Source organism: Xanthomonas sp. AC360 (assembly GCF_979258225.1).
Genome location: NZ_OZ409846.1, coordinates 4,383,534 through 4,401,555, shown reverse-complemented (window position 1 = coordinate 4,401,555; position 18,022 = coordinate 4,383,534). Strand labels below are relative to the sequence as shown.

Below are 18,022 nucleotides of genomic sequence, written 5' to 3'. Positions count from 1 at the left end.
CCCAACCACAATGAGGCTTGCAGTGCGCATGATCCCTAGGCTGTTTTTCCGTTGTCGCGCGCTGCTACGGTCTGTTGCGATGTGGCCGTTGCAGTTGGCGTTGGCGGCCGCGTCCATCATGCCGGCGGCGGCATCCACGCCCGCATCTGCAGCGATGCCTACGGCCTCAGCGACCTCGAAAGCGATGCCGACATCTGCGTCCGCAGCAGCCCCCACTGCAGCGGATTACACGCGTGCGCTCGGTCTGTCGCAGCACTACGCCTCGCTGGTCGAGCACGAGCCCAGCATGCCGACGTGGGTCGATGCCGGGCACTTCCTGTATCGACGCGGCGTTGCCCGCACCGGTCAGCCGCCGGCCATCGAATACCGCATGGTGGATGCCGCCAGCGGACGCAACACGCTGGCGTTCGACCATGCACGCCTGGCGGCGGCATTGACCAAGGCCGGCGCGGTCGCTGTGGATGCAGCGGCGCTGACGCTGCAGGCGCCCACCCTGCAGCAGGACCGTCTGGCCTTCCAGCTCGCCGGCGTCGGCTGGCAATGCACGCTGTCGCGCTATGCCTGCGTGCATCTGCACGATCGCGATGCGCCGCCGGAATCGATGGACATGCGGCTTCCGCTCGTGCAGGGCGAACGCAACGTCAGGCTGTCGCCGGATGGACGCTGGCGCGCCTGGATCGAACAGGCCAATGTGGTGATCGCGCCTGCGAGCGGCGGTGAGCGCAGCGTGCTCAGTCGCGATGGCAGTGCCGACGATTACTACGCGCTGGACAGCCTGGTGTGGTCGCCGGATTCGCAGCATCTGGCGGCGTATCGGGTCAAAGCGCCGCCACCGCGCATCGTCTATTACATCGAATCGGCACCCGCCGACCGCGTACAGCCCAAACTGCACCAGCAGATCTATCCCAAGCCGGGCGATGTGTTGCCGGTGATGCAGCCGGTGCTGTTCGACATCGCCACGCGCGCGGCGCATCCGGTGGCGATGACGCTGCTGCCCAACGCCTTCACCTTGAGCGAGATGGTGTGGTGGAAGGACAGCCGCGGTTTCACCTTTGAGTACAACGCACGTGGGCATCAGCTGTATCGCGTCATCGAGGTGGATGCACGCAGTGCCGCCGCGCGCACGCTGATCGAAGAAACCTCGCCCACCTTCATCGAATACTCCGAGCTCAGCGGCGAGCACGAAGACGGCGGCAAGCACGCGCGCCGCGATCTAGCCGATGGCGCGCAGATCGTGTGGGCCTCCGAGCGCGATGGCTGGGAGCATCTGTATCTCTACGATGGCCACACCGGCGCGGTGATCCGTCAGCTCACCCACGGCGAGTGGGTGGTGCGCAAGCTCGATTACATCGACGAGGCAGCGGGGCAGCTATATTTCAGCGCCGCCGGCATGCAACCCGGCGAAGATCCGTACTACCGCCACGCCTATCGCATCGGCATCGATGGCAGCGGGCTGACCGCGTTGACGCCGCAGCAGGCCGACCATGCCGTGCAGTATTCGCCGGATGGAACATGGTTACTGGATCTTTACTCGCGCGTGGATCTGGGCCCGGTGCTGGAGCTGCGGCGCAGCACCGACGGCAGCGTGGCACGCACCATCGAGCGCACCGATCTGAGCCGTCTGCAGGCGGCCGGCTGGCAGGCGCCGTTGCCGTTCCATACCACCGGGCGCGATGGCAAGACCGAAATCTGGGGCGTGATCCATCGCCCGCAACAGCTGGATCCGCAGCAGCGTTACCGCGTGGTCGAAGACATCTATGCGGGCCCGCAAGGGTCCTTCGTGCCGAAAAGCTTCACCACCCGAGTGCCGCCGCTGACCGCGCTGGGGTTTGCGGTGGCGCAGGTCGATGGGATGGGCACCAATAATCGCGCGCGCGCCTTCCACGACGTGGCCTGGCGCAATCTCAAGGACGCCGGTCTGCCGGATCGCATCGCCTGGCACACCGCCGCGGCCGCGCAGTACCCGTGGTACGACATCCGCGGCGGCGTCGGCGTGTACGGCACCTCGGCCGGTGGTCAGAACGCGTTGGGCGCGTTGTTGTTCCATCCCGAGTTCTATGTAGCGGGCGTGGCAAATTCCGGCTGCCACGACAACCGCATGGACAAGATCTGGTGGAACGAGCAATGGATGGGCTGGCCGGTAGGGCCGTGGTATGCCGAATCATCCAACGTGGAAAACGCCGCGCGCCTGCAAGGACATCTGCTGCTGGTCACCGGCGACATGGACATGAATGTCGATCCCGCCAGCACCTTCCAGGTGGCCGACCGCCTGATCAAGGCCGGCAAGGATTTCGACCTGCTGGTGGTGCCGGGTGGCGACCATGGCGCTGGTGGCAGTTACGGCCGCCGTCGGCTGCTGGATTTTTTCGTGCGCTGGATGCAGCAGGCACCAACGCCTGAGTGGAATCGCACATCGCCCGACACAGCCGTCGCGCCGCCACCCGCGTGATTGCACGCGCATGCCGCGGTCTGCGGGATCGTGTGCATGCGTCGAGCACGCCTATTACCTCAAAGCCCGCCATTCCGGCGCGGCTTGTTGGAGAATGTCATGCAACATCGAACACGCGTCATCGCCAACGCGATCCTGGCAACCGCCTTATCGGCAACGCTACCTGGCATCGCCGCGGCGGCGGAAACAGTGGGGTGTCAATCGCGTTCCAGCGATGCGCCGTGGGGCGCCGCCCAGCCGTTACGCACCTGGACGCCGAGCGGCGGTTCGGCCGTATTGAACGCGGTCGGCGCTGCCGAGGGGCCGCCGTTCCAGGCCAGGTTGGTCACTGCATTTGGCGAGGATTCGGCGGTATCGGTGCGATCGGTGGTACTGGAATATCCCGATGGTTGCCGACGGCGTTATCAGCTGCCGTCTTTCGCGGCGTCGGACCGGCAGTACGTCGCCACCGTTGCCAAGGCGCATCCGGTGCGCGTGGATCGGCGCACCTATGTCACCGCCGCCGAGCCGGACACGATCACCGCCGCGATGCTGGCGAATGGATCTGCGAAAAAATACGAAACCCAACACTTCGCCTTCTGGTACGGGGTGAAGACGGCTGGGGAGAGTTACCGCGATGTGGCCAAGCGCGGCGTCGCGTGGACGACCTTCGTCAACCAGAGCGCTGCCTGGTTCGAAAAGGTCTGGCAAATGAATGCCGATCTGCTGGGCGCACCGATGCCCTATGCCGGAGTAACGACGCCCAAACGCATCAATGTCTACCTGTGCGGCACCGGGCTGCCCTATGCGCAGGGCGGCGATCTCACCGAATGCGGCGCCAGTGCCGGGCAGGCGATCGGGGTCTCGTCGTGGGCGCTTGGATACGGTTCGCACTCGGTAGCGCATGAGTTCGTGCACACCTTGCAGTACTACAGCGGCGGTTACCGCGATCTGCAGGCCGCTGGTTGGTTCTGGGAAACCCACGCCAACTGGAGCGCGTTCCAGACTGGGCGGATGGACGATTCTGCGGTGGCGTACTACCAGTCCAATCTTGAGAACGGGCCGCTGTTTCCGGAGAGCCGCTATGGCGCACATCCGTTGTTGATGTTTCTGGCCGAAACCGATGCAACTCGCTCGCTGGTCTGGGACATGTGGCTGAAAAATCAGCGTAATGCCGCTGGCGATACCGTGGAACTGCCGATGCAGACCGTAGTCCGCCTTGGTCAGCAACAGGGAATGTTTCCGCAGGGTTTTCGTTCGTTTGCCGATTTCATGGGGCGCTACGGTGCCCGGCTTGCCGCATTCGACTTCCTCAGCCAGAAGGCCTTGCTCGACATCAGCAAGGACCGCGCCGCCGCCAAACGCTATGTGCCGTTAAAGGCATTGGCCGCGCGCGGCCGGTATGCCTCCTCACCGGAGCGGCCGTTGAACATCTATGGCACCCATGTCATTCCGCTGACACCGCAGACCGGAGCAAAAACAATCAGCGTGAGCTTGCAGGGAAAGACCGCTGCCGACCAGGCGGCGTGGCGTTTTACACTGGTCAGTGTGGATGCGCAGTCCCGCCCGACCTATGCAGCACTGGCGGCAGTGGAGGCGACGGCAAGCAGCACAGTGAGCTTGGCGCTGCCGGCGGGCGCCAAACAGACCTATCTGGTCGTCACGGCCACGCCGTATCGCTACAGCATCGTGCCGACCATCGTCGAACAGTTGGCAGGCAAGAAGCCGGTGCAGTTTCCGTACGAAGTCAGCATCGCCGGCGCCACGCCGCTGTCGGGTTCGGCCAGCACCTGCTCGGCCTATACAGGAACCGATGGGCTGGATCAGAACTGGAACACCAACGGCCATCGTATTGATGAGACGGCATGCAGATGAGGCGCTGATGTTGCAGCGATAAGCGTCCCCGACAGCAGGTCCACGCTCTGGACCTGCCGTCGGCGTATGCCAACACAGCTACTGTCGCGAGCGCGCGTCAGCTGGGTGCGGGCGGCACTACGAAGCTGCCCTGGACGCACGCTATGCAGCACTGCGCATCGTCGCGCTGGTCTGGCGGACGCAGGCGTTGTGGTGGTCGCTCTCGATGTGCGGCAGGCGACACCAGCACGCCGACCTGGCACAGCGCTGCCTGCACGCACACCGGTGCGCATGGCAACCATGCTGTTTTCCGCATGCACGGTCGACAAATGCGACAAGACGTAGCGCCTGCGCACAGGCACATTGTGACCAGCTGATGAAACTGGAGCGCATGGGCGACTCCATGAACGAACCAACCTCCATCGGATACCACGCGTGGTTGCGCGATCGAACCTGATCGCGCGCGTTGATGGATGTCTGCGTCTGCGGTACGGCCATGGCGAAGGATTTCGTCGCGGTGCCTGTCTTCCATCTGTTCTGACCCGCACTGGCGCATACCGGTACGGGCGTGTGTTGCCCGTCGTTTAGCCACTTTTTCAACTCAGGAGCCTTGCATGTCGATGTCGTCGCTGCCCATTCCTCGTCGCACCGTGACCAGGCCGCGCCCGCTGCCCAGCATGCTCGCCACCGCGTTGGTGCTGGCGCTTGCCGCAGGCACGGCGGTTCCTGCACATGCGCAACAGGCCGGCAACGGCGACGCGACGCAGACGCTGGACAGCGTGGTCGTCACCGGGTCGCGGCTACGCCGTGTGGACACCGAAACCGCAAACCCGGTAGTCACGGTGAGCCAGGAACAGATTGCCGCAACCGGCAAGGCCACAGTGGGCGACCTGCTGCAGGAACTGCCATCGATCGCCGGCAACGCCACCAACCCGTACACCAATAACGGCGGCGGCACCGGTGCCTCGGCGATTTCGCTACGCGGCCTGGGCGACAAGCGCACCTTGGTGTTGGTCAACGGTATCCGGCTTGCGTACAACGACGTCAACGCCATTCCGACCAGCATGATCGAGCGCATCGAGGTGCTCAGCGATGGTGCTTCTGCGGTGTACGGGTCCGACGCCATCGGTGGTGTGGTCAACTTCATCCTGCGCACGCACTTCGACGGTGTGCAGTTCAGCAGCGACTTCGGTACCAGCAGCGAGCGCGATGGCAACCGGCGCAACTTCGCACTCACCGCCGGCAAGACCTGGGAGCGCGGCAGCCTGATCGGCGGGCTGTCGTACCACAACATCGACCCGGTCTCGGCCGGTGCGCGCGACTACTCCAAGGACGCGCTGGCACTGACCGATGGCGAGCCGGTGAAGCAGGGGTCTTCTGCCACACCCACCGGCACGGTCAACTTCAACGATGGCTCGGATCAGTCCAATCAGCTTCGGCAGGCCAATGGCTGCGCGCGGGTCACGCTCAATGGGGGCGTCAGCGGTCGCGCCGGTCCAGGCGATTTTCACTGCTATAACCCCAGCGCCGATTCCTACAACTATCAGCCGTTCAATTTGTTGCAGACCCCGCAAAAGCGCACCAATGCCTTCCTGCTGGGCACATTTCGCTTCAGCGACAGCGTGGAGGGGTACGTCAACACCTGGTTCAGTAAAACCGAATCGGCTTCGATCATCGCGCCGATTCCGATCTTCTCCAACGGCGACAACATCCTGGTGTCGTCGCAGAGTTACTACAACCCGTTCGGCGTCAACTTCGGTACCGACCGCACCACCGGTACCTCGTACAACGACCTCAATACGCGCGCCACGGTGCTGGGCAACCGCAGTTATCAATACAACACCTACAACTTCCAGATCAGTCCCGGCTTGCGTGGCCGCTTCGGCGACAGTTCCTGGCAGTGGGATGCAAACTTCAACTACGGCAAGGTCAAGCAGAAGTCGATCAACAATGGCTTTCTGGACTATGCCGCGTTCAATCAAGCCATCGGGCCGTCTTTTTTGGACAGCGACGGCGCAGTCAAATGCGGCAGTGCAGGCGCGGCGATCGCTGGCTGCACACCGCTGAATTTCTTCAACCTCAACGACAGCTCCAACCTGGCCACGTTGCAGGGCATGGTGGTCAACCCGATCGTGACCAGCGTCTACACGGTCAAACAATTCGAAGCCAATGCCAACGGCACGCTATTCGACCTACCGGCCGGCGCGGCCAGCCTGGCCGCCGGGCTTTCGTATCGCAAGGAGCGCTCCACGACGGCATCCGATGCGCTGTGGACCGGCGACGAAAACGGGTTGTGCGGGGTGATCGAATACTGCTCGTCCACATTGAGCGGCAGCTTCGACGTCAAGGAAGCTTATGCCGAAGCGTTGTTCCCGCTACTCAAGGATCTGCCCGGCATCAACGCGCTCAATATCACCCTGGGCACGCGGTTTTCCGATTACAGCTCGGTGGGTAGCAAGACCAATAGCAAGGTGTCGTTGGAGTATCGGCCGATCGAAAATCTGCTGGTACGCGGCACCGTGTCGCAGGTGTTTCGCGCGCCCAACATCAACGAACTGTATGCCGGCGTGGCAGGCGATGCGGCCACCGTCAACGACCCCTGCAACGGCTACACCGGCGGCAATACCGTTGCCTGCGCCAACGTGCCCACCGACGGCAGCTACCAGCAATCGGACGGGCAGGTGTCGGGCAAGGTGTCCGGTGCGGCAGTGGCGGGCTATCAACTCAAGCCGGAAACCGGCAAGTCGTACGACGTGGGTCTGGTCTACGACCCGCAGTGGATCGATGGCCTGTCGATCAGCGCCGACTGGTGGCGTATCGATCTGGAAGACACCATCACCACTGTCTCCGCGCAAACGGTGCTCAACCAGTGCTACGCCAACTCGGCAAGCGCCTTCTGCGCGTTGATTCATCGCAATGGCAACGGCACCATCAATTACATCGCCGAGCCCACCGTCAACCTGGGCAAGCTGTGGGCCAAGGGCATGGACTTCAATCTGACCTATCGGCTGCCATCCACGCCGTGGGGCAACCTCACCGCCGGCCTCAACGGCACCTATCTCACCCGCTACGATGTGTTGCCCGATACCACCGACCCCAGCTCGGTCACCATCCATAATGTGGGCCGCTACACCCAGGCATACGGCAATTTCCCACGCTGGCGCGCGCTGGGCACGGTCAGTTGGGCATTGGACGACTGGAGCGCTACCTGGCGCATCCGCTATGTCGGCAACACCGCCATCGGTAACTCGGATCCGGACCAGAGCCTGTCGGCCGATTCCAGCCAGCCGACGGTGGTGCGCAACATCGGCGCCTACGTCTACAACAACCTGCAGCTCGGCTATAACGTGCAGCCCTGGCATACGCGCTTCGAAGTGGGCGTGGACAATATCGCCAACAAACAGCCGCCGCTGTATTACTCCAACAATGTCGGCAATGCGAATACCGATGTGGCCACCTACGATCTGCTTGGCCGGTTCTACTGGGCGCGCGCGACGGTGAAATTTTGAGTGCGGCCCTATCGACTGCGCTGTCTGATCGCACTACTGCTGCCCGGTCCGATCGGGCAGTGGTAGATCATGTTGCCCATATGCTCTACATCGCGATTGCTGCCCTGGGCTGTAACCGCGCGCGCAGTCTGCAAGTAGCGGCAGGAGCTAAGCTGACCTCATGACCGAGCCATCCAACACCGAGCGCACCACCGAGCATGCGTTGACCCTGTCGCGGCGGCGTTTTCTGGCCTGGAGCAGCCTGGCAGTGGCGGCGGGCTTCCTGCGCTTCCCCGCCGACGCCAGCGCCGCGCAGCCGGGAAGCATGCGCGCGGTGCCGCTTGCTCAGGTCCGCCTGACGCCATCGCTGTTTCTGGATGCGCTCAACACCAATCGCCGCTATCTGATGCGGCTGCAGCCGGACCGGCTATTGCACAACTTCGTGCTGTACGCCGGCCTCGACCCCAAGGCGCCAGCCTACGGCGGTTGGGAAGCGGACACCATTGCCGGCCATACGCTCGGCCACTATCTCAGCGCGTTGGCGTTGATGCATGCGCAAACCGGCGATGCGCAATGCGCGACACGTGCTGCGTATCTGGTGAGCGAACTGGCGCGTTGCCAGGCGCATGCAGGCGATGGCTATGTGGCTGGCTTCACCCGCAAGAACGCGGCAGGAAAGATCGAAAGCGGGCGCGCGGTCTTCGATGAGCTCAAGCGCGGCAAGATCGACCCCGCACCGTTTTATCTCAACGGCAGCTGGGCGCCGCTGTATACCTGGCACAAGCTGTTCGCCGGCCTGCTCGATGTGCATGCGCACTGCGGCAATGCGCAGGCGCTGCAGGTGGCGGTGGGGCTGGGTGGTTATCTGCAGGGCATCTTCGCAGCGTTGAACGATGCGCAGCTGCAGAAAGTGTTGTCCTGCGAATTCGGTGGCCTCAACGAATCGTTCGTCGAGTTGCATGTGCAAACCGGCGATGCGCAGTGGCTGGCACTGGCGCAGCGGCTGCACCATCACGCCGTACTCGACCCGCTGGTCGCCCAACGCGATGAACTGGTCCACCAGCACTCCAATACCAATATCCCCAAGCTGATCGGCCTGGCCCGCGAGTACGAGGTCACTGGCGACGCCGCCTCCGGCGCGGCGGCGCGTTTCTTCTGGCACACGGTCACCGACCGCCACACCTACGTGATCGGTGGCAACGGCGACCGCGAATACTTCCAGCAGCCGGATAGCATCTCCAAGTTCCTCACCGAGCAGACCTGCGAGCACTGCGCCAGTTACAACATGCTCAAGCTCACCCGGCATCTGTATCAATGGGGGCCGCAGGCGGCGTATTTCGACTACTACGAGCGCACGCTGCTCAATCACGTGATGGCGCAGCAACACCCGCGCACCGGCATGTTCACCTACATGACACCGCTGCTGGCTGGCGAAGCGCGTGGCTGGTCCAAGCCATTCGACGATTTCTGGTGTTGCGTCGGCAGCGGCATGGAGGCGCACGCGCAGTTTGGCGACTCGATTTACTGGGAAGACGGGCAGGGCGTGTACGTCAATCTGTATGTGCCCTCCAGCGTGCGCGACGCGGCGGGCTTCGCACTGAGCTTGCGCAGCACGCTTCCCGAGCAAGGCCAGGTGACGCTGCGCATCGACGCCGCGCCGGCAGACACACGCATGCTCGCCTTGCGCGTGCCCGGTTGGGCCGGCGCGCACACGCTGCAGGTCAACGGCCAGCTGCAAACAGTGCAGCCAGTGGAGGGCTACCTACGCATCGAACGGCTGTGGAAGGCCGGCGACAGCGTGTCCCTGAATCTGGAGATGCCGCTGCGCCTGGAACCCACACCCGACGACCCCGCCTGGGTGGCCGTCATGCGCGGCCCGCTGGTGTTGGCCGCCGACCTCGGCGATGCCGCAACACCATGGAACAACAAAACGCCGACGCTGGTCGGTGGCGATGACGTCCTGCAACGTCTGCAGCCGCTGCAGGCCCATGGCCACTACGCCTATGCCGATGGCGCCCAGCAATGGCGTTTTTCCCCGTTCTACGCCCAGTTCGATCGCCGCAGTGCCGTCTACCTGGAGCATCGCGATACCGCCGCCTGGCAACAACGCCTGGCCGAACAAGCGGCAGCGGACGCAACGCAACGCGCACTCGACGCGCGCGCACTGGATCGCCTCGCCCTGGGCGACGAGGCATCGGAAAAGGCACACGCCCTCACCAGCGACAGCTCCTACGCCCTCAGCTACCGCCGCCGCGCAGGCCGCGACGCCCGCACCGGCGGCTTCATCGCCTTCACCCTGCGCAACACCGACCAGGCCCGCATCCTGCGCCTACGCTACTGGGGCGATGAAACCCGCCGCCGCTTCCGCATCCTTGCCGACGGCGAACTCATCGCCAACGAACGCCTGGACGGCAACCGCGGCCTGGACTTCGTCGACGTGGATTACGCCTTGCCCACCGCAGTGGCCGGCCGCGCTACCCTACAAATCCGCATCGAACCGGAAACCGGCTACTCGGCAGGCCCGGCGTTCGGGTGTTGGGTGTTGGAGTCGGCGTAAGCGTGTAAATAGCAGTGACCACGACTTCACTCTATGGTCGATGTCGTCAGCTGCAGCTGACGATAGGTGACTCTGCCTAAGAGCGACGATGCTGAAAAAACGGAATGAATCATGTTCTGTAACGGGAGACAACGCCATTGCGCCCAGTCATGGTTGTGTCTGCGATTCGTTATGTAGTCCGCAACATCTGACTCCAAAGTGCTACTGGAATGACTTGATAAATTCGCAATGCTTCCGCGCAAATGATGGGAGCTTCAATGTTGCCAGCTGTTATCCAACTAAAGCCCTTCCTACTGTTTGACTTCGGCTCTTCAAGTGAGGAGACTCTGAACCTATGCATGTAGGAGATGGTGGAGGAGCTAATTGGACAGCGAAACGATTTCTTTAGCGGCGAGGATCCGTGCTGCCAGGATTGGGGCTGGAATGTCCCAGGCCGAGCTGACGCAAAAATTGGGCGTCAATAGAATAACCGTTGGGCAATGGGAATATAATGGATTTGCGGCCAGCCTCGATCACCTCTATGCGATGAGCGGTGTTGTGCAAGGCAGTCTAAATTGAGTGTTTCACGCCGTTACTAACCTTCGCCGCTTTGCTCGGAACAACGGAAGCCTATGACTCCATCGAGCAACTCGCCTTTGGCAGCGGTCATTGGCGCGTACGCAATGCTGCACTAGAAGTCGCTAGCTTGCTCGCGCCAGCAGAGAGGGACTGCCTGTGCCACAGGGCCGAACACGATGCCGATCCGGCAATCCGTCGTTCGGCGAGGATCTGGCTGGAACGGGAGCAGAGCGAAGTCGAATGATGGGTTTCTTTCGAGATAAATTAAATACCCGGTTCGTTCGCCGATGGGGTGGGAGTATCCTATTTGCAACTGCGATCTTGCTCCTGTTAAATCCCGAGTTGCTGTCGGCTGTGCTGTTGGTAAATATGATTGGTGTGGATGTGCTGGTCTTGTTTATCGGAATTCAACTGCGGCAAAATTGGTCGATTATTAGTGCCTTCATTATTGCTCCCTGCTATATTAGGATAAAAAGGCTGTTTAAGTCGAATTGAATTCTGGTCAATAATTTTGAGCCATAGTTAGATGCCAGTCGTATGAGGTCTTTATGGCGGTCTAAAGTGACTGCTGGAGAGTAGTCGCTACGGACTGCGTTGAGGCTGAATCGATGAATATTCTATGTCAGTAGCTTGGTAAATATCTTCTAGGGCTCATTATCTAGATCTAAATAGATGGCCGGTCTCGTCTGCAGCTACTCCTATGTGAAGACATGTAGCCAAAAAGTGCGGAGGAAGAAAGTTGGTCAAGCATTTGCCAGTTTAAATACAACGGCCAGAGTATGCTCCGGCCGTTGTATTTTCAGCTGCTACATCGCAGCTGTTAGGTCGACAACTCCAACAACAACTTATTCAACCGCCTCACATACCCGGCCGGGTCTTTGAGGCTATCGCCCGCCGCCAACGCAGCCTGGTCGAACAACACGCGGCTCAAATCGCCGAAGCGGTCCATGTCTTGTTCCGCATCCAGCTTTTCGATCAGCGGGTGGGCGGGGTTGAACTCGAATACCGGCTTGCTTTCCGGCACGGCCTGGCCGCTGGCTTCCAGAAGTTGACGCATCTGCAGGCCCAGGTCGCCCTGGCCGATGGCGAGGATGGCGGGGGAGTCGGTCAGGCGGTGGGAGACGCGTACTTCGGCCACGTCGTCGCCGAGGGCGGCCTTGATGCGCGAGGCCAGGCCTTCCTTGGACTTGGCGACTTCTTCCTGCGCCTTCTTGTCTTCTTCCGAATCCAGCTTGCCCAGGTCCAGGTCGCCGCGTGCGACGTCGACGAACGACTTGCCGTCGAATTCGGTGAGGTAGCTCATCAGCCATTCGTCGATGCGGTCGGTGAGCAGCAGCACTTCGATGCCTTTCTTGCGGAAGACTTCCAGGTGCGGGCTGTCCTTGATCTGCGCGTAGCTTTCGCCGGTGAGGTAGTACAGCTTGTCCTGGCCCTCGGCCAAGCGGCTCACATAATCGGCCAGGCCCACGCTCTGCGCGCCGGTGGTGTCGTGCGTGGACGAGAAACGCAGCAGGCCGGCGACCTTTTCGCGGTTTGCATAATCTTCGGCCGGGCCTTCCTTCAATGCCTGGCCGAAGTTACGCCAGAAGGTGGCGTAGTCGTCCGGCTTGTCCTTGGCGAGTTTTTCCAGCATGTCCAGCGAGCGCTTGGTCAGCGCGGACTTCATCGAGTCCACCACCGGGCCGGATTGCAGGATTTCGCGCGAGACGTTGAGCGACAGGTCCGACGAATCCACCACGCCCTTGATGAAACGCAGGTACAGCGGCAGGAACTGTTCGGCCTGGTCCATGATGAAAACGCGCTGCACGTACAGCTTCAGGCCCTTGGCCGAATCGCGGTGATACAGATCGAACGGGGCGCGGCCGGGCACGAACAGCAGCGAGGTGTATTCCAGCTTGCCTTCGACCTTGTTATGGCTCCACGCCAGCGGGTTGCCCGCATCGTGTGCGACGTGCTTGTAGAACTCCTGATATTCCTCGTCCTTGATCTCGGACTTGGGGCGCGTCCACAACGCGCTGGCGCGGTTGACCGCTTCCCACTCCGGCTCGGCGGGCGCATCGGCCTGTTCGCCGTGATGCTCCTTGCGCATTTCGATCGGCAGCCCGATGTGGTCGGAATACTTCTTGAGGATGTTGCGCAGGGTCCAGCCGTCGGCGAAAGAATCTTCGCCTTCCTTCAGTTGCAGCACGATGCGGGTGCCGCGCTCGGGCTTGTCGATGCTGGCGATTTCGAATTCGCCTTCGCCACGCGAGGACCAATGCACGCCCTCGTTGGCGGGCAGGCCGGCGCGGCGCGAGTACACGTCCACCTGGTCGGCGACGATGAAGGCGCTGTAGAAACCGACGCCGAACTGGCCGATCAGATTGGCGTCCTTCTTCTGGTCGCCGCTCAGATGCTTGAGGAAGTCGGCGGTGCCGGACTTGGCGATGGTGCCCAGATGCGAGACCGCATCCTCGCGGCTCATGCCGATGCCGTTGTCGTCGATGGTGACGGTGCGCGCGTCCTTGTCGTAGTCGACGCGGATGCGCAGCTCGCTGCCGCCCTCCAGCAGCTCGGGCTTGACCAAGGCTTCGAAGCGCAGCTTGTCGGCGGCGTCGGCAGCGTTGGAAACCAGCTCGCGCAGGAAGATTTCCTTGTTCGAGTACAACGAATGGATCATCAGCTGCAGCAGCTGCTTGACCTCGGTCTGGAAGCCCAGCGTCTGCTTGTCGGTGTCAACGGTCATTGGGGTCGTGCTCCATGGTGGTCCGGGCCGCACTGCGGCCGATGGCCTGGGGAATGAGGCCGTCGGCGGTTTTTTTCAAGGCGTGCCTGCGCGAAGGTGTGGCGCGTCGGTGCCCCGGACGGGCGGGGCGGGTATGCCGGCGGCAGCGGTATCATGGGCGGCCATCGCCTGCATTCCGACCCATGCTGCCACTTGCGCCACCTGTGTTACGCCGTCGTCCGCCTGCCACAGGCGCGTTGCGATGAGCCGCCCGGCACGACCGGCGCTGCGTGGCGCCGAAGGCCAGGTGCGCATCGTGGGCGGGCGCTGGCGCAACACGCGGTTGGCGGTGCCCGACCTGCCGGGCCTGCGCCCCAGCAGCGACCGCGTGCGCGAGACCGTGTTCAACTGGCTGATGCCTCGGCTGCGCGGGGCGCGTGTGCTGGATCTGTTTGCCGGCTCCGGCGCGCTGGGACTGGAGTCGGTCTCGCGCGGCGCGGCGCATGCCACGCTGATCGAGCGCGACCCCGGCCTGGCGCAGCGGCTGCGCGAGCATGTGACCAAGCTGGAGGCAGCCGATCAGGTGCAGGTACTGCAGGAAGACGCGCTGCGCTGGCTGGAGCGCGCGCCTGCGGCCCCGGTCGACATCGTCTTCGTCGACCCGCCGTTCGCGGCCGGTCTGTGGCCGAGCGTGTTTGAACGCCTGCCCGCGCATCTGGCCGCCGAGGCCTGGCTGTATCTGGAAGCGCCGGCCGACCTGGCGCTGCAGTTGCCTGCCGGCTGGCACCTGCACCGCGAGGGCGGTACCCGGCAGGTGCGCTATGCGCTGTATCGCCGGGCCGCTGCTACACTGAACGGCGATCCGACCCCGGTAGTTTCCGTATGAGCGTGGCCAACAGCCGCACCGCCGTCTATCCCGGTACCTTCGACCCGATCACCAATGGTCATATCGACCTGGTGAACCGTGCCGCGCCGTTGTTCGAGCGCGTGGTGGTGGGCGTGGCGTACAGCCCGTCCAAAGGCCCGGCATTGCCGCTGGAGAAACGCGTCGCGCTGGCACAGGAAGCGCTGGCGGCGCACAAGAATGTGGAAGTGCGCGGCTTCGATACGCTGCTGGCGCACTTTGTGCGCGACATGCATGCCGGTGTGCTGCTGCGCGGCCTGCGCGCGGTGTCCGACTTCGAATACGAATTTCAGATGGCCAGCATGAATCGTCATCTGATCCCGGAAGTGGAAACGCTGTTCCTCACTCCGGCCGAGCAATACAGCTTCATTTCGTCGTCGCTGGTGCGCGAGATCGCGCGGCTGGGTGGCGACGTCTCCGGCTTCGTGCCGGCCTCGGTGGTCGAAGCCTTGCGGCAAGTGCGCGAGTCTCGCGCGCAGGCCTGATCTCATCTGTCGTTCCATCACCACGCTTTTCAAAGGGAGGAGTTTCATGAAACACACCATGCGCGCTCTGGCGCTCGCTTCGATCGCCGCTCTGGCGGTCACCGCCTGCAAGAAAGAAGAGCCGGCGCCGACCGCCGCTGCCGCTCCGGCAGCGCTGAAGGCTCCGGCCAAGGACGACAACGCCGGCTGGAAGAAGTACCTGCAGGAAGTGGTCGGCCAGAACCTGGGCGCCACCACCAACAGCCCGTTCCTGTACTACTTGCCGCCGGAGTCCGATGCCGAGTTCGCCGGCAGCTACGAGCGTCAGCTCGAAAGCGTCAAGACCGCGCTGGCGCGTGGCGTGCAGCCGGGCAACATGCTGGCCTTCGGTTCGTCCGCCTCCACCAAGATGGCCGATCTGATCGACGCCGCGTTCAAGGACGTGCAGCCGGATTCGATGAAGGGAGTGCGCGTGCTGTTCATCGGCGACGCCGCCGAGAATGCGCGCGTGCAGACCATCGTCCAGCCCAAGGGCGCGGAATACACCTTCGTTGAAGCCAAGTAATGCCGTATCAGGCCGGATGCGCGGGAGGGCGCACCCGGCCGCGGCGTGGAAACGCACCATGCTGCTGAAGTTGCACTCCCTCTTAGCCGGCCTGTCTGGGCCGGCTTTCGGCAACGCCCCCGGCGTTGTCGTCCGGCTCGCCCGCGCGGTTTGCGCCTGCCTGCTGCAGCGCGCTGCGCCCCGATCTGCGGAGCTGCCATGTCGCTGAAGATCAATGCGCTGTGCGTCAACTGCGACGTCTGCGAACCGGCATGCCCGAATCAGGCGATCTCGATGGGCGAAACCATCTACGTGATCGATCCGGCACGCTGTACCGAATGCGTGGGCCATTTCGACGAAGCGCAATGCGTGGTGGTGTGCCCGGTCGAGTGCATCGACCCGGATCCGGAGATTCCGGAAACCCATGATCAATTGCTGGCCAAGCTCATGCAGCTGCAGCGCGATCACCCCGAACTGTACGAACAGGAGCCTCCCGTCCCGTGAGCACTTTCTCCCAACGTTTTTCGACACGCGGCCTGCTGTTGCTGGCCTTGGTGCTGGCACCACCGGCCTGGTCTGCGGATGGTGCCAAGCCTTCCGCCGGCGCGCCCGCTGCGGTCGCCACGCATCCGCCCGGTGCGGCGGTGGCCAGCGGCCATGCATTGGCCACCGATGCCGGGCTGCAGATCCTGCGCGAGGGCGGCAACGCGTTCGATGCGGCCATTGCGGTGTCGTCCACGCTGGCGGTGGTCGAGCCGATCAGCTCCGGCCTGGGCGGCGGTGGATTCTTTCTGCTGCACGATGCCAAGACCGGCAAGGACGTGATGCTGGACGCGCGCGAATACGCGCCGGAATCGGCCACGCCGGAAAAATTCCTCAATAAGCAGGGCGAACTGGACCGCGACCGCTCGGTCAACGGGCCGTGGTCGGCCGGCATTCCCGGTCTGCCCGCCGCGCTGGTGGAGCTGGCGTCCAAGCACGGCCGGCTGCCGCTCAAGCAATCGCTGGCGCCGGCGATCCGCATCGCCAGCGACGGCTTCCCGGTGTATGCGCGCATGGCCAAGGGCTACGCCTCGCGGCGCGAAGTAATGGAGCGCTATCCCGGGACGCGTGAGGTGTATTTGCGCGGCGGAAAACCCATTGCCGAAGGCGACACCTTCAAGCAACCCGAGTTGGCGCACACCTTGAAGCTACTCGGCGACAAGGGCTTTGACGGGTTCTACAAGGGCGAGACCGCCAAGAAGCTGATCGCCGGCGTCAAGCAGGCGGGCGGACATTGGACTGCGGCGGAGCTGGCCGGTTACACGGTGAAAGAGCGCACGCCGATCCAGTTCGATTATCGCGGCTGGAAGATCACCACCGCGCCGCCGCCGTCCTCGGGTGGTATTGCGCTGGCAGCCATGCTGCAGATTCTGGAAGGCTGGGACTTGAACAAGCTCGATGACGTGCATCGCACGCATCTGGTGGTGGAATCGATGCGCCGTGCCTACCGCGACCGCACGTTCTTTCTGGGCGACCCGGACTTTGTCGACGTGCCGCAGCGCGTGCTGACCAGCAAGGATTATGCGCAAGGCCTGCGCGCCACCATCAATCCGGAAAAAGCCACGCCCAGCGATCTGTTGTCGGGCAACCCCACGCCGCTGGAAGACGACGAGACCACGCACTTTTCCATCATCGATGGCGAAGGTAATCGCGTCGGTGGCACTCAGACTGTCAACCTGCTGTACGGCTCGGGCCTGATCCCCAAGGGCACCGGCGTGCTGCTCAACGACGAAATGGACGACTTTGCGCTCAAGCCGGGCACGCCGAACGCCTTTGGCGTGATGGGCTACGCGGCCAACGCGCCCAAGCCGGGCAAGCGCATGCTCAGCTCGATGACGCCCACCTTCATGGAATCGGCCGACAAGGCGATCGTGCTGGGTACCCCGGGCGGCAGCCGCATCATCACCATGGTGCTGCTCGGCATCCTGGGTTACGACGCGGGGCTGGATGCACAGGCGGTCAGCGCGTTGCCGCGCTATCACCATCAGTGGTTGCCGGATGTCATCGACGCCGAAACCGACGCGTTCTCACCGCAGACCGCCAAGGGCCTGCAGGCGATGGGTCACGCGCTCAAACTGCCCGGCGACACCGCCGAGGGCGGGCGTGGTTCCAGCCACGTGTGGGGCAACCTGCAGACGGTGGAATGGGACAAGCGCAGCAATGTGCTCAGTGGCGGCAGCGACCCGCGTAATCCGGTGGGCAAGGCGGAAGTGCAGTTGGATGCGGCAGCGCGATAACCCGTCAGGTCCCTTGACCAAGCTGCGATGAAGTAGGTTGGGCTGATGTGGCGAGTGCGCTTGTTCGTGCCCCTGACCAGGACTGGCGGCATGCGGTCGTTAGGCAGGCTGTCTGCGAGGTATTTTTTGTTTCCGCTTAACGCAACCCCCGTGCGGTGGTTGCGTTAAGTGTGGTCACGACACCTTTGAGCCCAGTAGCGCGGCACAGGCAGGCGGGACCTGACAGCATGTGTCAGACGTGC

Annotated in this window: 11 protein-coding genes and 1 pseudogene; 11 read left to right on the top strand and 1 reads right to left on the bottom strand. The window is 63.1% G+C overall.

The annotated features are described in order from the left end of the window. Positions 1–10: 10 nt before the first annotated feature. The 6 genes and pseudogenes from ACZZ0O_RS18815 to ACZZ0O_RS18790 all read left to right on the top strand — a co-directional run. Positions 11–2,449 carry a S9 family peptidase gene (locus ACZZ0O_RS18815; protein WP_463591526.1) on the top strand — a complete coding sequence of 813 codons (2,439 nt, stop codon included), beginning with the start codon at positions 11–13 and terminating at the stop codon, positions 2,447–2,449. A 99-nt stretch (positions 2,450–2,548) separates the two neighbouring features. After that, positions 2,549–4,303, top strand: coding sequence for a DUF6055 domain-containing protein (locus ACZZ0O_RS18810; RefSeq protein ID WP_463591525.1), 1,755 nt, complete (start codon positions 2,549–2,551; stop codon positions 4,301–4,303). A gap of 593 nt (positions 4,304–4,896) precedes the next feature. Then, on the top strand, positions 4,897–7,791 hold the full coding sequence (locus tag ACZZ0O_RS18805) for a TonB-dependent receptor domain-containing protein (protein ID WP_463591524.1): 2,895 nt from the start codon (positions 4,897–4,899) through the stop codon (positions 7,789–7,791). Between the two features lie 160 nt (positions 7,792–7,951). Next, a complete protein-coding gene (locus ACZZ0O_RS18800) occupies positions 7,952–10,327 on the top strand; it encodes a beta-L-arabinofuranosidase domain-containing protein (protein ID WP_463591523.1) in 2,376 nt (791 codons plus the stop codon). Between the two features lie 363 nt (positions 10,328–10,690). Continuing rightward, positions 10,691–10,885 (top strand): helix-turn-helix transcriptional regulator, encoded by a 195-nt coding sequence (locus tag ACZZ0O_RS18795; protein ID WP_463591522.1) that lies wholly within the window; start codon positions 10,691–10,693, stop codon positions 10,883–10,885. A 13-nt stretch (positions 10,886–10,898) separates the two neighbouring features. Next, positions 10,899–11,129 (top strand): annotated as a pseudogene (locus ACZZ0O_RS18790) (transposase); the annotation flags it as partial. Between the two features lie 576 nt (positions 11,130–11,705). On the opposite strand, the gene htpG reads toward ACZZ0O_RS18790, so the two are convergent. Then, positions 11,706–13,610, bottom strand: a complete 1,905-nt coding sequence (gene htpG, locus ACZZ0O_RS18785; RefSeq protein WP_463591521.1) for a molecular chaperone HtpG — start codon at positions 13,608–13,610, stop codon at positions 11,706–11,708. Positions 13,611–13,851: 241 nt separating this feature from the next. On the opposite strand from htpG, the gene rsmD reads away from it, so the two are divergent. From rsmD to ggt, 5 genes are all read left to right on the top strand, one after another. Then, the gene (gene rsmD / locus ACZZ0O_RS18780; protein ID WP_463591520.1) at positions 13,852–14,475 is read left to right on the top strand and encodes a 16S rRNA (guanine(966)-N(2))-methyltransferase RsmD; all 624 of its coding nucleotides are present in this window, start codon (positions 13,852–13,854) and stop codon (positions 14,473–14,475) included. Next, complete coding sequence (gene coaD / locus ACZZ0O_RS18775) at positions 14,472–14,978, top strand: pantetheine-phosphate adenylyltransferase (RefSeq protein ID WP_055851671.1); 507 nt, start codon at positions 14,472–14,474, stop codon at positions 14,976–14,978. Before rsmD ends, coaD begins: the two co-directional genes overlap by 4 nt. Positions 14,979–15,024: 46 nt before the next feature. Then, positions 15,025–15,522 (top strand): hypothetical protein, encoded by a 498-nt coding sequence (locus ACZZ0O_RS18770; RefSeq protein ID WP_055851674.1) that lies wholly within the window; start codon positions 15,025–15,027, stop codon positions 15,520–15,522. Positions 15,523–15,720: 198 nt separating this feature from the next. Beyond that, positions 15,721–16,005 (top strand): YfhL family 4Fe-4S dicluster ferredoxin, encoded by a 285-nt coding sequence (locus ACZZ0O_RS18765; RefSeq protein ID WP_115513252.1) that lies wholly within the window; start codon positions 15,721–15,723, stop codon positions 16,003–16,005. Further along, positions 16,002–17,780, top strand: a complete 1,779-nt coding sequence (gene ggt, locus ACZZ0O_RS18760) for a gamma-glutamyltransferase (protein WP_463591519.1) — start codon at positions 16,002–16,004, stop codon at positions 17,778–17,780. The genes ACZZ0O_RS18765 and ggt overlap by 4 nt, the downstream gene beginning before the upstream one ends. Positions 17,781–18,022 lie beyond the last annotated feature (242 nt).